Genomic DNA, 19,301 nt, shown 5'->3' on the forward strand with positions numbered 1-19,301 from the left:
CGGTGGATCAGGCATTGCAGGCAGGGCTCCAGCCGACGCATCCGATTCCGGATGGCACGCCAGGCATGTTGCTCTCCGCATTGCCCGACGGCTGGCGCCTGATCGGGCGATGCCGGTTCGGCACCGCGGGTCCGGTCGGACCGGCGAGCGGCTGCCATGCCTTGGCGCATCCCGGTATCGGGCTGGCGCTGGTCGATGTCGCGCCGGATGCCACCCCCAATGCGGAAGCGCGGCTGCGCCGGGCCCTGAGCGCGGCGAATTTCTGGCAGGCCTTTCCCGGCACCCTGCCGGTCTGGCACGACCGGATCGAGATCGGCGCGGTGCGCAACCTGCCGGGGCTGATGGCCGAGGGCTTCGGCACCCTGCCGCCGCTGACCGTGCCGGGGAAGGAAGCCTGGATCGAGGCAGCCCGCAGGGCGCTGGCCGCGGATGCCGCCTGGGAGGTGCCGGGCCTGGCGGTGCGCCCGAGGGTGCTGGCCCCGCCTCCGCCGCCGGAGGATGATGACGAGGTCGACGACAGGCCGAGGCGGTCCCCGGTCCGCCGGCGTGGCCGGTGGCTGGCAGCCGGCCTGACCGGCGGCCTGGCCTTGCTGGCAGGCCTGGCATGGCTGGGGAGCGACCCGGCGGAGACGCCGCCCGCACCGCCGCCGGCCCAGCTTGCGGCGGCGGCCATCCCGGTGGCGCCGCAGCCCGAGCCGGTTCAGCCCGCGCCGCCACCCTTGCCACGGCTCGAAAGGGTTGTGGTGGCCTTGCCGGAACCGGTCATCGTCCCGCCGCCTGCCGCTGCCCCACCGCCCCTGCCGGTCGAACCGGCGGCGGTGGTGGAGCCCGAGCCACCGGTGGTGCCGCAGGTGGAGGAGGTGGCGCTGGTGCTGCCGCCCCCTGCCCCGCCGCCCGCGCCGCCGTTGCGTCGTGCCTCGGCGCCGCGGATCGACCCGGGCTGCACCCGGGCGCTCTATCGCTACCAGCAGGGGCTGGCGCTGACGGCAGCCGAGGCGGCGCATGTCCGCAACGGCTGCGCCACGCGGCGCTGACTACCGCAGGCTGGCGTTCAGCTTCTCCAGCGCCTTGGCGCCGGGGTTCAGCGCGGCGTCACCCAGCCGGTTGAGCGGCAGGGCGACGGTATCGATGTTGGCGTGCAGGTCCTGCGGCTCGGGCTCGATGTAGAGCAGGCCGGTGACGATCTCCCCGGCCGCCTTGCGTTCATGCAGGTGGTGCATGGCGCCGACGCGGTCGGTCGGGTCGTAGTCGGCATGCAGCTTCCGCAGGCGCAGCACGGAGCCGTCGTGCTGGGTGACGTCGCGGACCTCGCCCGGGGCGTATTCGGCGGTGATGGGATTGCGGCCGATGATGACGTCGAGGTGGTTCATCGCCTCGTTGTGCTCGCGGACGAAGTCGTAGGACTTGGTCGAGCCCTCGTGGTTGTTGAAGGCGACGCAGGGGCTGATGCAGTCGATGAAGGCGGGGCCGTCGTGCCGCATTGCGCCCTTGATGAGGGGGACGAGCTGGTCCTTGTCGCCGGAGAAGCTGCGGCCGACGTAGGTGGCGCCGAGCTGGAGGGCGATGCCGATGAGGTCGATCGCCTCGTCGGTGTTGACGGCGCCCTTCTTGGCCTTGGAGCCCTTGTCCGAGGTGGCAGAGAACTGCCCCTTGGTCAGGCCGTAGACCCCGTTGTTCTCGACGATATAGGTCATGTTCACGCCGCGGCGGATGCTGTGGGCGAACTGGCCGAAGCCGATCGAGGCGCTGTCGCCGTCGCCGGAGACGCCGAGGTAGAGGAGTTCGCGGTTCGCCAGGTTGGCGCCGGTCAGCACGCTGGGCATCCGGCCATGCACGGAATTGAAGCCGTGGCTGGCGCCGAGGAAGTAGTCCGGCGTCTTCGAGGAGCAGCCGATGCCGGACATCTTGGCGACGCGATGCGGCTCGATGTCCAGCTCGAAGCAGGCCTGGATGATGGCGGCGCTGATGCTGTCGTGGCCGCAGCCGGCGCAGAGGGTGCTGATCGCGCCCTCATAGTCGCGCCGGGTGAAGCCGAGGGCATTCACCGGCAGGCGCGGGTGATGCAGCTTGGGTTTCGGGAGGAAGCTCATTCCGCGGCGGCTCCGGCGAAGGGGAGGACTTTGTTGGCGAGGACCTTGTCGCCGATGGCGGCGCGGATGAAGCGCGCGGTGATCGGCGTGCCGTCGTAGTGCAGCACGGGGATGAGCTGCTGCGGCGCGATGCTGCACTCGTTCATGATGAGGGTGCGGAGCTGGGCGTCGCGGTTCTGCTCGACCACGAAGACCGTGTCGTGCTCGGCGATGAAGGCATCCACATCCGGGTGGAAGGGGAAGGCACGGATGCGGAGGGCATCGACCTGGATGCCCTCAGCCTCGAGCGCCGTCAGCGCCTCCTGCATGGCGGCGGAGGAGCTGCCGTAATAGATGACGCCGACCCGCGTCGGCTCCGGCGCGCGGCGCAGGACGGGATGGGGCACCACGCCCTTCGCCGTCTCGAACTTCTGCAGCAGGCGCTGCATGTTGTCGACATAGGCGGCGCCGACTTCGGTGTACTTTGCGAAGCGGTCGCGCGAGGTGCCGCGGGTGAAGAAGGCGCCCTTGTTAGGATGGGTGCCGGGGTAGGTGCGGTAGGGGATGCCGTCGCCATCGGCATCGAGATAGCGGCCGAAGGTCTTGCCGGCTTCCAGCTCCTCCGCCGTCATCACCTTGCCGCGGTCCATGCGGCGGGTGTCGTCCCAGGCGAAGGGCTCGCAGAGCCAGTCGTTCATGCCGATGTCGAGGTCGAGCAGCACGAAGACCGGCTGCTGGAAGCGGTCGGCGATGTCGAAGGCATCGGCGCCGAACTGGAAGCACTCGTTCGGATCTTCAGGAAACAGCACGATGTGCTTGGTATCGCCGTGGCTGGCATAGGCGGCGGCGAGCACGTCCGACTGCTGGGTGCGGGTCGGCATGCCGGTGGAGGGGCCGGCGCGCTGCACGTCGAAGATGACGGAGGGGATCTCAGCGAAGTAGGACAGGCCGACGAATTCCTGCATCAGCGAGATGCCGGGGCCGGAGGTGGCGGTGAAGGCCCGCGCCCCGTTCCAGGCGGCGCCGATGACGATGCCGATGGAGGCCAGCTCATCCTCGGCCTGGACGATGGCATAGCGCTTCTTGCCGGTCTCCGGCTCGGTGCGGAAGCGGCGGCAGTATTTCTCGAAGCCCTCGGCCAGCGAGGTCGAGGGGGTGATGGGGTACCAGGCGCAGACGGTGGCGCCGCCATAGACGGCGCCCAGCCCGGCGGCGCTGTTGCCATCGACGTAGATGCGCTCGCCCACCTTGTCGGCGCGTTCCAGGGTCAGGCTGAGCGGGCAGGCGAGGTTCGCCAGGGCCCAGTCGCGGCCCATGTGGAAGGCGTCGCTGTTCGACTTCGCCAGCTTCTCCTTGCCCTTGTAGGATTCGGACAGCAGCGTCTCGACCACGCCGGGGTCGATCTGCAGCAGGGCCGAGAGGGCGCCGACATACATGATGTTCTTGAAGAGCTGGCGCTGCCGGGCATCGGTATAGGCGGCGTTGCACATCTCGGTCAGCGGCACGCCGATGACGTTGATGTCCTCGCGGAAGCGGCTGCGCGGCAGCGGCCGGGTGCTGTCGTAGAAGAGGTAGCCGCCGGCATCGATCTCGGCGACGTCGCGGTCCCAGGTCTGCGGGTTCATCGCCACCATCATGTCGACGCCGCCGCGCCGTCCCAGGTGGCCCTCCCCGCTGACGCGCACCTCGAACCAGGTCGGCAGGCCCTGGATGTTGGAGGGGAAGATGTTGCGGGAGGCGATGGGGATGCCCATGCGCAGGATCGACTTGGCGAACAGCTGGTTGGCGCTGGCCGAGCCGGAGCCGTTGACATTGGCGAATTTGACGACGAAGTCGTTGGTCGCCGTGATCACGCCGGTTCTCATCACGCCTGGCATGCGTGGACCCTCTCGAGCTTCGGCTTGGCCGTTTCCAGGAAGAATTTCTGCATGTCCCAGGCGCCGGTCGGGCAGCGCTCGGCGCACATGCCGCAGTGCAGGCAGACGTCCTCGTCCTTCACCATGACGCGGCCGGTCTTGAGGCCGTCCGCGACGTAGATCTCCTGGGTCAGGTTCAGCGCCGGCATCTTGAGACGGTCGCGCAGCTCCGCCTCCTCCCCGTCCGGGGTGAAGGTGATGCAGTCGACCGGGCAGATGTCGACGCAGGCATCGCATTCGATGCAGAGGTTGGGCACGAACACGGTCTGCACGTCGCAGTTCAGGCAGCGCTGGGCTTCCTTGTAGGCCAGCTCGCGGTCGTAGCCGAGCTCGACCTCGGTCTTGATGTCGCGCAGCGCGACCTCGTTCTCGGCATGCGGCACCTTGAAGCGGAGATCGAGCGAGACCCCGCTGTCGTAGCTCCATTCATGGATGCCCATCTTCTGGCTGGACATCACCACCTCCGGCGGCGGCCGCACCGTCACGTCCTCGCCGCGGCAGAACATGTCGATGGAGACCGCGGCCTCATGGCCATGCGCCACGGCCCAGATGATGTTCTTCGGGCCGAAGGCGGCATCGCCGCCGAAGAAGACCTGCGGCAGGGTCGACTGCAGCGACTTCTCGTTCAGCTTGGGCAGGCCCCAGCGGTCGAACTCGAGGCCGAGGTCCGTCTCGATCCAGGGGAAGGCATTCTCCTGGCCGATGGCGACCAGGACCTCATCGGCCTCGATCGTCACGTCGGGCTCGCCGGCATTGACCAGCTGGCGGCGGCCATTGGCGTCGCGCTCGGCCTTGACCTTCTCGAAGACCATGCCGGTGAGGCGGCCGTCCTCGTGCAAAACTTCCTTCGGCACCAGCCAGTTGCGGATGGGAATGCCCTCGTGCTGGGCATCCTCCTTCTCCCAGGGGGAGGCCTTCATCTCCTCGAAGCCGGAGCGGACGACGACCGTCACCTGCTCGCCGCCGAGGCGGCGGGCGGAGCGGCAGCAATCCATCGCGGTATTGCCGCCGCCGAGGACGATGACGCGCTTCCCCACGCTCTCGATATGGCCGAAGGAGACGGAGGAGAGCCAGTCGATCCCGATATGGATATGCGCCGCGGCCTCGGCCCGGCCGGGCACGTCGAGGTCGCGCCCGCGCGGGGCGCCGGCGCCGACGAAGACCGCGTCGTAGCCCTCGGCCAGCAGGCCCTTCAGGCTGCCGACCCGCTGGTTGTAGTGGGTGACGACGCCGCCGCGGTCGGTGATGTAGCCGACTTCCTCGTCGATGACGCTTTCCGGCAGGCGGAAGCGGGGAATCTGGCTGCGGATGAAGCCGCCGCCCTTGGCCTGCTCGTCGTAGACATGGACCTCATAGCCCAGCGGGGCGAGGTCGCGGGCGACGGTGAGGCTGGAGGGGCCGGCGCCGATGCAGGCGATGCGTTTCCCGTTGCCGACCTCGGGGATCGGCGTCAGCCGGGCCAGGATGCCTTCCTTGTTGTCGGCGGCGACGCGCTTGAGCCGGCAGATCGCCACCGGCTCCTCCTCGACCCGTCCGCGGCGGCAGGCCGGCTCGCAGGGGCGGTCGCAGGTGCGGCCGAGCACGCCGGGGAAGACGTTGGAGTGCCAGTTGACCATATAGGCATCGGAGTAGCGCCCGGCGGCGATCATCCGGATGTACTCGGGGACGGGCGTATGGGCCGGACAGGCCCATTGGCAATCGACGACCTTGTGGAAGTAGTCGGGATTGCGAATGTCGGTCGGCTTCAAGCGCGCGACTCCGTGGTTCGAATGGACGCAAGGCGGGCCCTGACGAGGGCAGGCGGCATGGCCGCAGAATGCATTTCTTTCCTCCCCTGGCCCTTTGGGCGAGCGAACATTGCCCCAAGCCCGGCAAGCCCGCAACGACCTGACCGGAAGCGTGCCGATTGGAGAATTCGGGCCCTCGGGCGGGCCGTGCCGAGGGGGGCGGCTATCCCGCCTGGCGGATCGGCGGGGCGAAGGCGGCCGGCATGGCGCGCAGCTCGGCCAGCAGGGGGCCGAGCAGCATGGCCTCCAGCGCCTGCAGCGCCTGGGCGCCAGCCAGCCCATCCATGACCCGGTGGTCGAAGGAGAAGAAGACCTCCACCGTCCCATCCGGGCCGATCGGGCCGTAGTTCAGGAAGCCGGCCCAGGGGGCGACGACCGAGCTGATGGCCACCCGCTCCTCCCCCAGGACCGAGACGCCGAAGGTGCCCCACCAATTGGGGACCTGCCGGCCGAGGTTGAGCCCGAGCCAGAACAGCAGCCGGCGCAGCGGCCAGGGCAGCCGGGCGATGGCCAGGGCGCGGCGGTTGTCGCGCAGGCTCTCGACCGGGGCGGTCTTCGCCTCCCGGATGCGGGCGGCGATCTCGGCCAGCGGCAGGGCGGCGGGGTCCTTGATGCGGGCGAAGAACAGCCCGGGCTCGCCCTGCCAGTCCCGGCTGACGACGACGCAGGCGACCGCGGCGGGAAGCTGGTAGAGCCGCGGCCAGGGGAGCTGGACATAGACCTGGCGCAGCACCGGCATGTCCTGGGCGGCAAGGCCGAAGGCGCGGGCGAAGATGGCGGACCAGGGCGGCCGGTCCGCCGCCAGGCCGCGCGCGGCGACCAGAGGGGCCAGCGCCAGCCTCATCGAGAGCGTGGCCCGCGGCACCCGGGCGGCGGCATAGGAGAACTCCGTGGCCAGGCGGCGCGGGAGGGACAGGGGGACGGCATGTCCCTTCATGGCAAGGCACGGAGCATGGCGGAGCGTTAGCGGCGCGACGGGGCCAGCGGCCTTCACGTTCCCGCTGGTCGGGGGCCGGCAACGCAAGCGTGATGGACGGCAGCCGGACGATTGACGCCGGGGCGGGCCGCGGACAGCCTGGGGCCATGGCCCAGCCCCCATCCGAAGCCCCAACCGACCCCAAGCCCCGCCACGCCGACCGGGTCAGGGCGGAGAGGGAGGCACGGCAGGCGGCGGCGCTGCGGGCCAACCTGCGTCGCCGCAAGGCCCAGGCGCGGGGGCGGGAGACGGTGGCGCCGGGCGACCCCGTGGCGGGGCCGGATGCCGAAGGGCCGGAAGACCTCAGCCCGAAGGACGCAGGTCAGGGCTGATGGCACCGCCGGTTGCCGCTGGGGGTGGGCTGGGCTAAGGGGGCCGACCAGACGGGCCCGGTACGGGCCCGCGATGCCGCCGTGGCCGAATGCCAGCGCCACACGCCTGCCCGTACGATCCCTCACCCGACCCTTGGGGCCGCCCGCCATGTCCATCATGCCCGACCACTGGATCCGCCGCATGGCGGCCGAACACGGCATGATCGAGCCCTTCGTCGAGAGCCAGCGGCGGGAAGGCACCATTTCCTTCGGACTCTCTTCCTTCGGCTATGACGCCAGGGTAGCGGATGAGTTCAAGGTTTTCACCAATGTGGACAATGCCCTGGTGGATCCGAAGAATTTCTCCGAGTCCGGCTTCGTCACCCGGCAGGGGGATACCTGCATCGTGCCGCCGAACTCCTTCGTGCTGGCCCATACCGTGGAATACTTCCGCATCCCGCGCGATGTCCTGGTGATCTGCCTGGGCAAGTCCACCTATGCCCGGTGCGGGCTGATCGTGAACGTGACGCCGCTGGAGCCCGAATGGGAGGGCCAGGTGACCATCGAGATCAGCAACACCACGCCCCTGCCGGCCCGCATCTACGCCAACGAGGGGATCTGCCAATTTCTGTTCCTGCAAGGCTCCAGCGCGCCCGAGGTCAGCTACAAGGACCGGGCGGGGAAATACATGCACCAGCGCGGCGTCGCGCTGCCGAAGCTGTAGGGGCGCCAGGCATGGACCGTATCCGGGTACGCGGCGGCCGTCAGCTGGAAGGCCGCATCCCGATCGGCGGGGCGAAGAACGCCACCCTGCCGCTGATGGCGGCCGCCCTGCTCTCCGATGGGCCGCTGGTGCTGCGCAATGCGCCGGACCTGGCGGATATCGCCACCATGCGTGCCCTGCTGATCCAGCATGGGCTGGAGGTGGCGCATGACACGGCGGCGCGGACCCTGACGCTCTCGGGCTGCGCCAATAACCTCGTCGCGCCCTATGATCTGGTGCGGAAGATGCGCGCCTCCGTCCTGGTGCTGGGGCCGCTGGTGGCCCGGCACGGCAAGGCGCGGGTCTCCATGCCGGGCGGCTGCGCCATCGGCACCCGGCCGGTGGACCTGCACCTCAAGGGGCTGGAAGCGATGGGGGCGACCATCACCCTCGACGCCGGCTATATCGAGGCGGCGGCGCCGCATGGCCTGAAGGGTGCCCGCATCCTGTTCCCGGTGGTTTCGGTCGGGGCGACCGAGAACTTGCTGATGGCGGCCTGCCTCGCGGACGGTGTCTCCGAGCTGGTGAATGCGGCGCGGGAGCCGGAGATCGAGGATCTCGCCCTCTGCCTGATCGCCATGGGGGCGAAGATCGAGGGTGTCGGCACCGATCGGCTGACGGTGCATGGCGGCCAGGCCCTGGGCGCCGCGACCCATGCCATCGTGCCGGACCGGATCGAGGCGGGGACCTTCGCCTGTGCGGCGGCCATCACCGGCGGCTCCGTGCTGCTGGAAGGGGCGCGGACCGAGCATCTGGGCGCCGTGGCCCGCACCCTGCGGGAAGCGGGCGTGCTGGTGGAGGCCGAGGCCGATGGGCTGCGGGTCTCCCGGCTCAACGGCTTGCACGGCGTCGATGTGATGACCGAACCCTTCCCCGGCTTCGCCACCGACATGCAGGCGCAGTTCATGGCGCTGATGTCGGTCGCCGAGGGGGCCTCGATGGTGACTGAGACCATCTTCGAGAACCGCTTCATGCATGTGCCGGAGCTGAACCGAATGGGCGCGCGGATCAACGTCCACGGGGCCTCGGCCATCGTGCGCGGGGTGCCGAAGCTGTCCGGCGCGCCGGTGATGGCGACCGATCTGCGGGCCTCCGTCTCCCTCATCCTTGCCGGGCTGGCGGCGGAGGGGGATACCATCGTCAACCGCGTCTATCACCTCGACCGCGGCTATGAGCGGGTGGAGCTGAAGCTGGCCGCGGTGGGTGCCGATATCGAACGAATTGCGGGCTGAACGCCATGGATCTGCCGATGTCTACCGCCGCGACGGCGGCCGAAGCCGAAACCGGGCCGCTGATCCTGGCGGTGCCTAAGGGGCGCATCCTGAGCGAGCTCGGGCCGCTGCTGGGCCGGGCGGGGATCCATCCGGCGGCGGACTACACGGATGAGGATAGCCGGCGGCTGCGCTTCGAGACCTCCGACCCCAAGCTGGACGTGGTGCGCGTCAGGCCCTTCGACGTGGCGACCTTCGTGGCGCATGGGGCGGCGCATATCGGGGTCTGCGGCGCCGACGTGCTGATGGAATTCGACTATCCGGAGATCTATGCGCCGCTCGACCTCGGGATCGGGCAATGCCGGATTTCGGTGGCGGAACCGGTGGCGACGGCGGGGCGGGACGACCCGAGCCGCTGGTCGCGGATCGCGGTGGCGAGCAAGTACCCGAACGTGGCGCAACGGCATTACGCCGCCCGGGGCGTGCAGGCCGAGGTGGTGCACCTGAACGGGGCCATGGAGCTGGCGCCGTCGCTGGGCCTGGCGCGGGTGATCGTCGACCTGGTGCAGACCGGCAGCACCTTGAAGGCCAATGGGCTGATCGAGACGGAGGTGATCGCCAAGGTCACCTCCCGCCTCATCGTCAACCGCACCGCGCTGAAGACCATGCCGGAAGCGATCGGCGCCTGGATCGCCAAGTTCCGGGCGGCGCTGGCGGCATGAAGCGGCTGGATGTCCGGGAGGCCGGCTTCGAGGCCGGCTTCGCCGCGCTGCTCGACATGGCGCGGGAGACGACGGCGAAGGTGGATGCGGCGGTCGCCGGCATCCTGGCCGAGGTGCGGGCGGGCGGCGACGCTGCCCTGCTGGCGCTGACGGCGCGCTTCGACGGCTGGGCGCCGGCGGATGCGGTGGCGCTGCGGGTGACGGCGGCGGAGATCGATGCGGCGACGGCCGGCATCCCGGCCGACTTGTTGGCGGCGCTGGACCTGGCGGCGGAGCGGATCGAGCGCTTCCATGCGGCGCAGCGGCCGGCGGACCTCGAGCTGCCGGACCCGGCGGGGTTGACGCTCGGCATGCGCTGGACGGCGCTGGATGCGGTCGGGCTCTATGTTCCCGGCGGCAAGGCGGCCTATCCCTCCTCCGTCCTGATGAATGCGCTGCCGGCGCGGGTGGCCGGGGTCGGCCGCATCGCCATGGTGGTGCCGACCCCGGGCGGGGTGCTGAACCCGCTGGTGCTGGCGGCGGCGCGGCGGGCCGGGGTGACCGAGGTCTATCGGATCGGTGGGGCGCAGGCGGTGGCGGCGCTCGCTTTCGGCACGGCGAGCATCGCCGCCGTGGACCGCATCGTCGGGCCGGGCAATGCCTATGTGGCGGAGGCCAAGCGACAGGTCTTCGGCCGGGTCGGGATCGATTCCATCGCCGGACCGTCCGAGGTGGTGGTGGTTGCCGATGCCTCCAACGACCCGCGGCTGGTGGCGGTGGACCTGCTGGCCCAGGCCGAGCATGACGAGAGCGCCCAGGCCATCCTGGTGACCGATGACGCCGGCTTCGCCGATGCCGTCGCGGCGGCGGTGGAAGCCGAGCTGGCCACCCTGCCCCGCGGCGCCATCGCCGGGGAGAGCTGGCGGCGGCATGGCGCCATCATCCTGGTGCGGGACTGGGCGGAGGCGCAGGGCCTGGTGAACCGGCTGGCGCCGGAGCACCTGCAGGTGATGCTGCCTGATGCGCGCGGCTGGTTCGACGGGGTGCGGCATGCCGGGGCGGCCTTCCTCGGCCGCTTCTGCCCGGAGGCGCTGGGCGATTACGTCGCCGGGCCGAACCATGTGCTGCCCACCGGGCGGACGGCGCGCTTCGCCTCCGGCCTTTCGGTCTATGATTTCCTGAAGCGGACCACCTGGGTGGAGGCTTCGGCCGCGGGCCTGGCGGCAATCGGGCCGGCGGCGGTGGCGCTGGCCGAGGCCGAAGGGCTGCAGGCGCATGGCCGCAGCGTCGCACTTCGCCTGTCCAGCCCTCCTTGACCCGCATCCCCCCGGCGATCATGTTGCCGGCGCCAAGTCAATCCCCCCGGGGCGACGGTCTCCGCCTGATCCCATCCTGCGCCGGCCCATCCCGAGCCTGTGTGGCGCGGCGGTGGGCCGCCGCGCATTGCAAAGGTTTCTGATGTCAAAAGAGGACATGATCGAGTTCAGCGGCACCGTACAGGAGCTGCTGCCCAACGCGATGTTCCGCGTGAAGCTCGACAACGAGCACATGGTTCTTGCCCATACCAGCGGGAAGATGCGCAAGAATCGCATCCGCGTGCTGGCGGGCGACCGGGTCAATGTCGAGATGACGCCCTACGACCTGTCCAAGGGCCGCATCACCTTCCGCTTCAAGTAGCGGCCTTGGAGACGGGAAAACCGCCCCTGGTGCTGGCCTCGGCCAGCCCGCGGCGGCTTGAGCTGCTGGCGCGGATCGGGGTGGTGCCCGACCGGGTGCTGCCGACCGATATCGACGAGACGCCGCTGAAGGCGGAGGTGCCACGGCGCCTGGCCGCCCGGCTGGCTTCCGGCAAGGCGGCGGTGGCGGCGGCGCTGGCGCCGGGCGCGCTGGTGCTGGCGGCGGATACCGTGGTCGGCGTGGGCCGGCGCATCCTCGGCAAGCCGGCGGATGAGGCGGAGGCGCGGCGCTTCCTCGAGCTGCTCTCGGGCCGGCGGCACCATGTCTATACCGGGGTTGCGGTGGTGACGCCGGAGGGGCGGCAGCTCTCGCGCCTGGTGGATACCATCCTGACCTTCCAGCGGCTGACCCCGGCGCAGATCGAGGATTTCCTGGCAAGCGAGGAATGGCGCGGCGTGGCCGGCGGCTACCAGATCCAGAAGCGGGCGGAGGTCTTCGTGCGCTTCTTGTCCGGGTCCCATTCCAACGTGGTCGGGCTGCCGCTGTTCGAGACCGCCCAGCTGCTGCGCGGGGTCGGCTGGCTGCGGCCGTGAGCGGCACGCGCATCCTGGTCAGTGCCTCCCCGGGCGAGGTCCGCGTGGCGCTGCTGCGCGGCGACCGGCTGGACGAGGCCTGGGTGGAGCGCCCGGCGCGGCCGGATGGCGTGGGCGACCTGCAGCGGGCGCGGGTGACGGCCCTTGCGCCGGCCATGGCGGGGGCCTTCCTGGCGCTCGCCGGGGGCGAGAGCGGCTTCCTGCCGGAATCCGAGGCCGGGCCGGTGCGGCAGCCGATCGGCAAGTCCGTCTCCGAGGGGCAGGTGCTGGTGGTCCGGGTCACCCGGGCCTCCCAGGGCGGCAAGGGCGCGCGGGTGAGCGCGCGGGTGCCGCCCGAGGCGCTGGCGCCGCTGGTGCTGCCGCCGGGCAATGCCCCTGCCCTGCTGGCCCGTGGGCCGGAGGCGGCCCTGCGGCTGGCCCGTGCGATGCCGGAGGCGATGGTGCTGACCGATGGCGCGGCGGTCGCGGCGCGGCTGCGCGGGTTGCTGGGCGCGACGCGGGTGGGGTTCAGCCCGCGGCCGGTGTTCGATGAGGCGCTGGAGACGGAGTTCGACCTGCTGGCGGGGCCCGAGGTGCCGCTGGAGGGCGGCGGGCGCATCCTGGTGCATCCGACGCCGGCGCTGACCGCCATCGACGTGGATGCCGGCAGCGCGGCCGGGGAGCGGGATGTGCTGGCCCAGGCGCGGGTGAACGAGGCGGCGGTGCTGGCGGCGGCGCGGCAGATCCGCCTGCGGCAATTGGCCGGGCCGATCCTGCTGGACCTGGCGGGGATGACGGCGAAGCGGCGGGCGGCGCTGGCGGAGCCGCTGACGCGGGCGCTGGCGCCGGATCACCTCGCGCGGCTGCTGGGGCTGGGGCCGCTGGGGCTGTTCGAGATTTTGCGGCAGCGGGTGCATCCGCCGCTGCATGAGGTGCTGGCGGGGCCGCTGACGCCGGGGCTGGCGGCACTGCGGCAGGTGCTGCGGGAGGCGGCGGCGGCGCCTGGGCGGCGGCTGGCGCTGCGGGCGGCACCGGCGGTGCTGGCGGCGCTGGATGCGGGGCCCCTGGGGGAGGCGGCGGCGGCCTTGGGGCAGCCGCTGGTACTGCGGGCGGAACCGGGGCTCGGCTGGGGCGATTGGCGAATCGAGGAGGCGGGCGATGGCGGATGAGGCGAAGAGCCCGGCAGCACGGCCCTGCGCCGTCTGCGGCAAGCCGGTGGAGGCCGGGAGCCGGTTCCGGCCCTTCTGTTCGGCGCGCTGCCGGCAGGTGGACCTGGGACGCTGGCTGGCGGGGGACTACGCCATTCCGGGCGGTGCACCGGAATTGTCGGAGGATGACGATACAGCGGGTTGAGCGGGTGGACAGGGCGCGCGGCTTCGGCTATTTCCCGCGACCTCTGCTGCGGACCCTGGGCGATGCCTGGGGGTTGCTTGGGCCCAGGTAGCTCAGTTGGTAGAGCATGCGACTGAAAATCGCAGTGTCGGTGGTTCGATTCCGCCCCTGGGCACCATCCCTTCAAAGAGCCGGAAGCCTTTGGAGATTTTTCGCAAAATAGACTGCTGATCGCGTTGCGCAGCCTCCACGCCGTGCCAAGCGTCCTGCAGTGACCGCCAGCGCCCGGCCAGGCGGGCCTGCATCATGCAGTCCCGCCGCCGCACAGCCTTTCAACGCAGCGCCAGTTCCCGATACCCCTTCGCCGCCACCTCGTCGCACCAGGCCCGGTAGGCCGGCGCGCTGCCGCTGTAGCGGGCGATGACGCGGGTCTGCTTGCCCTCCACATTGCTGTTGAAGCCGGTGAACCAGGAATTGACCTCGTTCGAGAGCAGCCCGGCGCCGACCGATTTCACATGCTCGGTCCAGGCCGCCACCGCCGCCGCGGTCGCTTCCGCCCGGGTCATTCCATCTGCCTGCATGCTGCGGATCAGCCCGGTCACCCAATCGACGTTGTACTCGATGCTGCGCGGGATATTGCCCAGCGCGGTATGCGGCCCCATCAGCATGAACATGTTGGGGAAGCCCTCGACCTGCACGCCGAGGAAGGTCTGCGGCCCCTGCGCCCAGGTGTCCTTCAGGCGCCGGCCCTCGGTGCCGCGGATATCGATGCGGTCGAAGCTGCCGGTGATGGCATCGAAGCCGGTGGCATAGACGATGATGTCGAATTCGTACTCAGCCTCGGTCGTGCGGATGCCCTGCGCCGTGATCCGCTCGATCGGCGTCGCCTTGATGTCCACCAGCTCCACGTTCGGCTGGTTGTAGACCTCGTAGTAGCGGGTCTCGAGCGGCACGCGGCGGGTGCCGAAGCCATGGTTGGTCGGGATCAGCTTTGTCGCGGTGGCGGGGTCCTTCACCCGCTGGCGGATCTTGCGGGCGACGAAGTCGGAAACCACCGCATTGGCCGCCGGGTCGGTCAGGTAGTCGCGGAAATTGCCGACCCAGATGCCGAAGCCGGGCGAGGCATAAAGCTTTTCCAGGAAGGCCTCGCGCTCCTCCGACGTCACCTCGAAGGTGCCGCGCGGGTCGGGCGTATGCAGGAAGCAGGAGAAGGTCTCCTGGCAGCGCTGGAACATGGCGGGGTAATTCGCCTTGATCTCGCGCTGCTCCTCCGCGGTGATCGGGCGGTTGTGCAGCGGCGCGCACCAATTCGGCGTCCGTTGGAAGATGGTCAGCTGCCCCACCGTCTTCGCCACTTCCTGGATGGTCTGCACGCCGGTCGCGCCGGTGCCGATCACCGCCACCCGCTTGCCGGTGAAATCCACCGGCTCATGCGGCCAGCGGGAGGTATGGAAGGCCTGGCCCTTGAAGTCGCCGATGCCCTCGATACGCGGCAGGGTCGGCGCCGAGAGCGGCCCGACCGCGGTGATCAGGAAGCGCGCCCGGTGCCGGCTGCCATCCTCCAGCGTCACGTCCCAGCCGCGCGCCGCCTCCTGCCAATGCGCCGCGGCGACGCGGCTGTGGAACTGGATGTCCCGCCGCAGGTCGAACCTGTCCGCGACATGGTTCAGGTAGCGCAGCGTCTCCGGCTGTGGCGCGAAATGTTCCGACCAATTCCATTCCTCCAGCAGCTCCTTCGAGAAGGAATAGCCGTAGGAATAGCTTTCGGAATCGAAGCGGGCGCCGGGGTAGCGGTTCCAGTACCAGGTGCCGCCCACGCCCGAACCCGTCTCGAAGACCCGCACCCGCAGGCCCAGCTCCCGCAGCCGCAGCAATTGGTACAGGCCCGAGATGCCGGCACCGATGATGATGGCGTCCCACTCCGCGGCATCGCCGCCCTGGGTCAGGGCTGAGGCTGACATGTCTTTTCGTTCCTCCATGCGCGTTTACCGAAACATCGGGCGCGGTGCTTCGCGGCAGGCTAACCGTGACGGGGCCGATGCTGCAAAGGCGGTCACGCCCGGCCGCGGCATGCGGTTTGCTCGCCTGACACCGAACGGCTTTCCGAGGACCGCATGACCGCTCCACGCCGCGCCCTGCTCGCCGCCTTGCCCCTGCTGGCCACGCCTGCCGTCCTGCGGGCCCAATCCGCGCCATGGCCCAGCCGGCCGCTGCGGATGATCATCCCCTTCCCGCCCGGCGCTTCCACGGATGCCGTGGGCCGCACCACCGCCAGCGTCATCGGCGCCCGCATCGGCCAGCCCGTGGTGGCGGAGAACCGCGGCGGTGCCGGCGGCAACATCGGCGCCGAGGCGGCCGCGAAATCCGACCCGGATGGCTATACCCTGCTCATCGCCACCATCAGCGCCGCCAGCATGGGGCCGCATCTCTATGCCAGGCTCGGCTACGACCCGGTGCGGGACCTGGTGCCGGTGGCGCGCACCTGCCATACGCCCAATTGCATCGCCGCCCGTATCGACCTGCCGGCGACGACCTTGAAGGAGGCGTTGGACTTGGCGCACGCCAGGCCGGGGCAGCTCACCATGGGCAGTCCGGGCAACGGCACTTCCGGCCATCTCATTGGGGAATCGCTGAACCGCGCCGCCGGCGTGACCATGCAGCATGTGCCCTATCGCGGCACTGCCCCCATGATGACGGACCTGCTCGCCGGCCGGCTCGACCTCGTGCACGACAACCTGCCCGCCTATGTGCAGCATGCGCGCGACGGCAAGCTGAAGATTCTCGCCACCACCGGCGCCGAGCGCTGGTATTCCGCGCCGGAGATCCCGACCGTGGCGGAAGCGGCGGACATGCCGGGCTTCAGCGCGATGATCTGGTGGGGCGTCCAGGCGCCGAGGGGCACGCCGGAGCCGATCATCCAGCAGGTGGCGGAAACCATCCTCGAAGGCTTCGCCACGCCCGAGGTCCGCGAACGCCTGCGCGGCTTCAGCATCGAGCCGGCCCCGCTGGGCAGCGCCGATTTCGCCCGTCACCTGGACAGCGAATACCAGCGCTGGGGCGAGGTGGTGCGGGCCGCGCAGATCCGGCTCGACTGAGCGGACCGGTCACGGCGGCGGCGCGGCCTGTTCCATCAGGGCCAGCCCCTCCATGGCCAGCCCATAGCCCAGCAGCTCCTGCATCCGCCGCTTCAGCACCTCGGTAAACATCAGCCGGGTGTAGCGCAGCAGCAGGGTAGGCTTCTGCGCCAGCGCCTCCGCATGTTCCCAGGCGCGGGCCAGCACCTGGTCCGGCGGCAATACCTCGGAGACCAGCCCCAGGTCCTTGGCCTCGGCGGCGGAAAGGGTCTGCCCGGTCAGCAGGAAATACCGCCCGCGGTTGATGCCCATCAGCAGCGGCATGACGATATGCATGCCGTCCCCCGGCAGCATCCCGGACATGAAATGCGCCGAATCCTGGAAGGCCGCAGTATCCGAGGCCAGCACGATGTCCGACAGCAGCGGAATCTCGCAATGCCGCCAGGCCGGGCCGTTGATCGCGGCGATGACCGGCACCTCGATGCTCAGCAGGTTCATCAGCAGGGCGCGGCCCTCCCAATGCACCCGGTCATAGGCATCGGCGGTGATGCCCTGCATCAGGGACCGTGTCCCGGTGGTGGCGCGGTGGCCGGAGAATTCCTCGCCGGTCCCGGTCAGGATCACCACCCGGTTGTCGCGGTCCCGTGCCACATCGGCGAAGGCATCCGGCAGCTCCCCATGCGGGCCAAGGCCCCAGCGCAGCGGCCCGTCATCGGTATGCAGCCGCATCTCGAGGATGCCGTTCTCCCGCCGCATCCGGATGCAGGCGTATTTCCCGGCATAGTCGGCGAAGCGGCTCATGCCGCCAGCCCCGCCCGCAGCGCTGCCGCCAGCCGATCCAGCGCCGGACCGGAGGCGGCGATCGCCTTGCCCATCGGCAGGAAGCCATGGATCACCCCCGGCGCCCGCCAGAGCGTGACCGGGATGCCCGCCTCCACCAGCCGCCGCGCATAGGCCTCGCCCTCGTCGCGCAGCGGGTCGTTGCTGGCGGTGAGGACGAGGGCCGGTGGCAGTCCCGTGACCGAGGCCGCCCGCAGCGGCGAGGCCCGCCAATCCGCGACCTCCCCCGCATGGTTCAGGTAGTGGTCGCGGAACCAGGCCATGCTGGCGCGGGTCAGCAGATGGCCCTCCCCGAACTGGTCGTGGGAGGCCGTGTCCATGGCGAAATCGGTGGCCGGATACAGCAGCAGCTGGAAGGCGATGGCCGGGCCGCCGGCCTCCCGCGCCAGCAGGCAGACCGCGGCGGCCAGGTTCCCCCCGGCACTGTCGCCGCCCACCGCGATCCTGGCCGGGTCCACGCCCAGGCTTGCCGCCTCGGCCGCCAGCCAGCGCGTCGCGGCGAAGGCGTCGTCCAGCGCGGCCGGGAATTTATGCTCCGGCGCCAGGCGGTAATCCACCGCCAGCACGACGCAGCCGGCCCGTTCCGCCAGATGCCGGCAGACGCCGTCATGGGAGTCGAGATTGCCCAGCACCCAGCCGCCGCCATGGAAGAAGGCCAGCGCCGCACTGCCCGCGGCCGGCGCCCCCGCGGGCCGGTAGAGCCGCAGCGGGATCGGCCCATGCGGCCCAGGGATCGACAGGTCCCGCACCTCCGCCACCGCCATCGGCTCCGGCGCCGTGGCGGCCCGCCCGGCCATGTAGGAGGCCCGCGCCCCCTCCGGGCTCAGCGTATCCCAGGCCGGCCGGTCCGGCGCATGGATGACCTTGAGGACCTCGGCGACATCGCGGTGCAGATTCATGGCGGCATTTCTCCCTCGCTTTGGGGCCAGCCTGGCCGCCTGTCCGGGACGGGGCAAGTTGCAGCGGGTAAGGAGAAGCATTGCACCGGCCAAGAAGCCTGCCATCCTTTCCCGGACCGCAGAGACGGGTAGGGGATGGAAACGCTTCAGAGCATGCGGCTTTTCGTCCGCGTGGCGAATTCCGACAGCTTCTCCGCCGCCGGCCGCGCTTTCGGCCTCTCCCCGGCCTCGGTCTCCCGCCATGTGAATGCGCTGGAAACCCAGCTCGGCGTGCGGCTGGTGCACCGGACCAGCCGCCAACTGGCGCTGACCGAGGCCGGGCAGCTCTACCTCCAGAAGGCCACCCGCATCCTCGCCGATATCGATGCGCTGACCGAACAGGTCGCCCAGCACCAAGCCAAGCCGCGCGGCCTGCTGCATGTGCATACCCGGGTCGCCATCGGCCGGGACTACCTCGGCCCGCTGCTGCCCGGCTTCCTCGCCCGTTACCCGGAGGTGACGGTGAAGCTCTTCCTGACCGAGGAGCCGCGCGACCTGATCGGCAACAACATCGATATCGCCATCCGCCTGGGCAACCTAGACGAGCCGCATCTGGCCGTCCGCAAGCTGTCCGATGCCGCCGAGCGCATCCTCTTCGCCAGCCCCGCCTATCTCGAGACGCATGGCGAGGTGGACCAGCCGGAAGCGCTGCTGCGGCATAACTGCCTGACCTGGCCGCTAGATGGCCGCTTCGAGGATGGCCATGCCCTTTGGCAATTCCGCGATGCGCGGGGGGTGCGGGAGCTGCGGGTCACCGGCGGGCTGCAGGTCAACAACGGCGACGTGCTGCGGGAGGCCGCGCTGGCCGGCATCGGCATCGCCCTGCTGCCGAGATGGGCCGTGGCCGAGGATCTGGCGGCCGGCCGGCTGCGCCGGGTGCTGGCGCAGTGGCAGGTGACGCCGACCACCTTCGACCACGGCATCTATGCCGTCTATCAGCGCACCCGGCAGATCCCGCCCAAGATCCGGGTCTTCGTCGACTATCTGGTGCAGGCCTTGCGCGGCACTCCGGGCGGCCCGCCGCTCGTGGCCCACCCCATGCCGCGCGGCCGTGCCCTGTCCCGGGACGGGTCCGGCCTTTCCGTCTGACGCAAGCCAGCTTTCCACCGGGCAAGGTTTTCAACCGCGGACCCT

Annotated in this window: 19 protein-coding genes and 1 tRNA gene; 13 read left to right on the plus strand and 7 right to left on the minus strand. The window is 70.4% G+C overall.

Annotated elements, in window-relative coordinates; all coding sequences use genetic code 11:
• The first annotated feature begins 161 nt into the window (after nt 1-161).
• Entirely contained in the window at nt 162-1,034 is an 873-nt protein-coding gene (locus AC0IW9_RS04705; RefSeq protein ID WP_471647053.1) for a hypothetical protein, read from the plus strand.
• On the opposite strand, the gene AC0IW9_RS04710 is transcribed toward AC0IW9_RS04705, so the two are convergent.
• The 4 genes from AC0IW9_RS04710 to AC0IW9_RS04725 form a co-directional block, all read right to left on the minus strand.
• Nucleotides 1,035-2,090, minus strand: coding sequence for a 2-oxoacid:ferredoxin oxidoreductase subunit beta (locus tag AC0IW9_RS04710; RefSeq protein ID WP_471647054.1), 1,056 nt, complete (start codon nt 2,088-2,090; stop codon nt 1,035-1,037).
• On the minus strand, nt 2,087-3,922 hold the full coding sequence (locus tag AC0IW9_RS04715) for a 2-oxoacid:acceptor oxidoreductase subunit alpha (RefSeq protein ID WP_471647055.1): 1,836 nt from the start codon (nt 3,920-3,922) through the stop codon (nt 2,087-2,089). Before AC0IW9_RS04715 ends, AC0IW9_RS04710 begins: the two co-directional genes overlap by 4 nt.
• Before the next feature lie 11 nt (nt 3,923-3,933).
• Nucleotides 3,934-5,733 (minus strand): FAD-dependent oxidoreductase, encoded by a 1,800-nt coding sequence (locus AC0IW9_RS04720; protein ID WP_471647056.1) that lies wholly within the window; start codon nt 5,731-5,733, stop codon nt 3,934-3,936.
• A 202-nt stretch (nt 5,734-5,935) separates the two neighbouring features.
• Nucleotides 5,936-6,709, minus strand: coding sequence for a hypothetical protein (locus AC0IW9_RS04725; RefSeq protein WP_471647057.1), 774 nt, complete (start codon nt 6,707-6,709; stop codon nt 5,936-5,938).
• A gap of 146 nt (nt 6,710-6,855) precedes the next feature.
• On the opposite strand from AC0IW9_RS04725, the gene AC0IW9_RS04730 reads away from it, so the two are divergent.
• The 10 genes from AC0IW9_RS04730 to AC0IW9_RS04775 all read left to right on the plus strand — a co-directional run bounded on the left by AC0IW9_RS04730 (nt 6,856) and on the right by AC0IW9_RS04775 (nt 13,493).
• Nucleotides 6,856-7,080, plus strand: a complete 225-nt coding sequence (locus AC0IW9_RS04730) for a hypothetical protein (RefSeq protein WP_471647058.1) — start codon at nt 6,856-6,858, stop codon at nt 7,078-7,080.
• A gap of 148 nt (nt 7,081-7,228) precedes the next feature.
• Entirely contained in the window at nt 7,229-7,783 is a 555-nt protein-coding gene (gene dcd, locus AC0IW9_RS04735; protein ID WP_471647059.1) for a dCTP deaminase, read from the plus strand.
• 11 nt (nt 7,784-7,794) lie between these two features.
• Nucleotides 7,795-9,054: a UDP-N-acetylglucosamine 1-carboxyvinyltransferase gene (murA, locus tag AC0IW9_RS04740; protein ID WP_471647060.1), complete on the plus strand. Its 1,260-nt coding sequence runs from the start codon at nt 7,795-7,797 to the stop codon at nt 9,052-9,054.
• Nucleotides 9,055-9,071: 17 nt separating this feature from the next.
• Nucleotides 9,072-9,755 (plus strand): ATP phosphoribosyltransferase, encoded by a 684-nt coding sequence (hisG, locus tag AC0IW9_RS04745; protein WP_471647061.1) that lies wholly within the window; start codon nt 9,072-9,074, stop codon nt 9,753-9,755.
• Nucleotides 9,752-11,050 (plus strand): histidinol dehydrogenase, encoded by a 1,299-nt coding sequence (gene hisD / locus AC0IW9_RS04750; RefSeq protein WP_471647062.1) that lies wholly within the window; start codon nt 9,752-9,754, stop codon nt 11,048-11,050. The genes hisG and hisD overlap by 4 nt, the downstream gene beginning before the upstream one ends.
• Nucleotides 11,051-11,192: 142 nt before the next feature.
• Entirely contained in the window at nt 11,193-11,411 is a 219-nt protein-coding gene (gene infA, locus AC0IW9_RS04755; RefSeq protein WP_471647063.1) for a translation initiation factor IF-1, read from the plus strand.
• Between the two features lie 26 nt (nt 11,412-11,437).
• Nucleotides 11,438-12,004 (plus strand): Maf family protein, encoded by a 567-nt coding sequence (locus AC0IW9_RS04760; RefSeq protein ID WP_471647203.1) that lies wholly within the window; start codon nt 11,438-11,440, stop codon nt 12,002-12,004.
• Entirely contained in the window at nt 12,001-13,152 is a 1,152-nt protein-coding gene (locus AC0IW9_RS04765) for a ribonuclease E/G (protein WP_471647064.1), read from the plus strand. Before AC0IW9_RS04760 ends, AC0IW9_RS04765 begins: the two co-directional genes overlap by 4 nt.
• Nucleotides 13,142-13,336, plus strand: a complete 195-nt coding sequence (locus AC0IW9_RS04770) for a DNA gyrase inhibitor YacG (RefSeq protein ID WP_471647065.1) — start codon at nt 13,142-13,144, stop codon at nt 13,334-13,336. The genes AC0IW9_RS04765 and AC0IW9_RS04770 overlap by 11 nt, the downstream gene beginning before the upstream one ends.
• An 81-nt stretch (nt 13,337-13,417) precedes the next feature.
• Nucleotides 13,418-13,493: transfer RNA gene (locus AC0IW9_RS04775), tRNA-Phe, on the plus strand.
• 154 nt (nt 13,494-13,647) lie between these two features.
• Here AC0IW9_RS04775 and AC0IW9_RS04780 read toward each other — a convergent pair.
• Nucleotides 13,648-15,276 (minus strand): flavin-containing monooxygenase, encoded by a 1,629-nt coding sequence (locus tag AC0IW9_RS04780; protein ID WP_471647066.1) that lies wholly within the window; start codon nt 15,274-15,276, stop codon nt 13,648-13,650.
• A gap of 153 nt (nt 15,277-15,429) precedes the next feature.
• On the opposite strand from AC0IW9_RS04780, the gene AC0IW9_RS04785 reads away from it, so the two are divergent.
• Nucleotides 15,430-16,410 (plus strand): Bug family tripartite tricarboxylate transporter substrate binding protein, encoded by a 981-nt coding sequence (locus AC0IW9_RS04785; RefSeq protein ID WP_471647067.1) that lies wholly within the window; start codon nt 15,430-15,432, stop codon nt 16,408-16,410.
• A gap of 9 nt (nt 16,411-16,419) precedes the next feature.
• Here AC0IW9_RS04785 and AC0IW9_RS04790 read toward each other — a convergent pair whose 3' ends face one another.
• Both AC0IW9_RS04790 and AC0IW9_RS04795 read right to left on the minus strand, forming a co-directional pair.
• Nucleotides 16,420-17,190, minus strand: a complete 771-nt coding sequence (locus AC0IW9_RS04790) for an enoyl-CoA hydratase/isomerase family protein (protein WP_471647068.1) — start codon at nt 17,188-17,190, stop codon at nt 16,420-16,422.
• Nucleotides 17,187-18,128 carry an alpha/beta hydrolase gene (locus AC0IW9_RS04795; RefSeq protein WP_471647069.1) on the minus strand — a complete coding sequence of 314 codons (942 nt, stop codon included), beginning with the start codon at nt 18,126-18,128 and terminating at the stop codon, nt 17,187-17,189. Before AC0IW9_RS04795 ends, AC0IW9_RS04790 begins: the two co-directional genes overlap by 4 nt.
• Before the next feature lie 153 nt (nt 18,129-18,281).
• On the opposite strand from AC0IW9_RS04795, the gene AC0IW9_RS04800 reads away from it, so the two are divergent.
• A complete protein-coding gene (locus AC0IW9_RS04800; RefSeq protein ID WP_471647070.1) occupies nt 18,282-19,256 on the plus strand; it encodes a LysR family transcriptional regulator in 975 nt (324 codons plus the stop codon).
• Nucleotides 19,257-19,301: the final 45 nt, after the last annotated feature.

Source organism: Belnapia sp. AC561, assembly GCF_979252845.1.

Coding starts and splice junctions, on each gene's coding strand:
- AC0IW9_RS04795 (WP_471647069.1), bottom strand. CDS start 18,128: ATGAATCTGCACCGCGATGTCGCCGAGGTCCTCAAGGTCATCCATGCG.
- hisD (WP_471647062.1), top strand. CDS start 9,752: ATGAAGCGGCTGGATGTCCGGGAGGCCGGCTTCGAGGCCGGCTTCGCC.
- murA (WP_471647060.1), top strand. CDS start 7,795: ATGGACCGTATCCGGGTACGCGGCGGCCGTCAGCTGGAAGGCCGCATC.
- hisG (WP_471647061.1), top strand. CDS start 9,072: ATGTCTACCGCCGCGACGGCGGCCGAAGCCGAAACCGGGCCGCTGATC.
- infA (WP_471647063.1), top strand. CDS start 11,193: ATGTCAAAAGAGGACATGATCGAGTTCAGCGGCACCGTACAGGAGCTG.
- AC0IW9_RS04790 (WP_471647068.1), bottom strand. CDS start 17,190: ATGAGCCGCTTCGCCGACTATGCCGGGAAATACGCCTGCATCCGGATG.
- AC0IW9_RS04730 (WP_471647058.1), top strand. CDS start 6,856: ATGGCCCAGCCCCCATCCGAAGCCCCAACCGACCCCAAGCCCCGCCAC.
- AC0IW9_RS04710 (WP_471647054.1), bottom strand. CDS start 2,090: ATGAGCTTCCTCCCGAAACCCAAGCTGCATCACCCGCGCCTGCCGGTG.
- AC0IW9_RS04725 (WP_471647057.1), bottom strand. CDS start 6,709: ATGAAGGGACATGCCGTCCCCCTGTCCCTCCCGCGCCGCCTGGCCACG.
- dcd (WP_471647059.1), top strand. CDS start 7,229: ATGTCCATCATGCCCGACCACTGGATCCGCCGCATGGCGGCCGAACAC.
- AC0IW9_RS04770 (WP_471647065.1), top strand. CDS start 13,142: ATGGCGGATGAGGCGAAGAGCCCGGCAGCACGGCCCTGCGCCGTCTGC.
- AC0IW9_RS04800 (WP_471647070.1), top strand. CDS start 18,282: ATGCGGCTTTTCGTCCGCGTGGCGAATTCCGACAGCTTCTCCGCCGCC.
- AC0IW9_RS04780 (WP_471647066.1), bottom strand. CDS start 15,276: ATGTCAGCCTCAGCCCTGACCCAGGGCGGCGATGCCGCGGAGTGGGAC.
- AC0IW9_RS04785 (WP_471647067.1), top strand. CDS start 15,430: ATGACCGCTCCACGCCGCGCCCTGCTCGCCGCCTTGCCCCTGCTGGCC.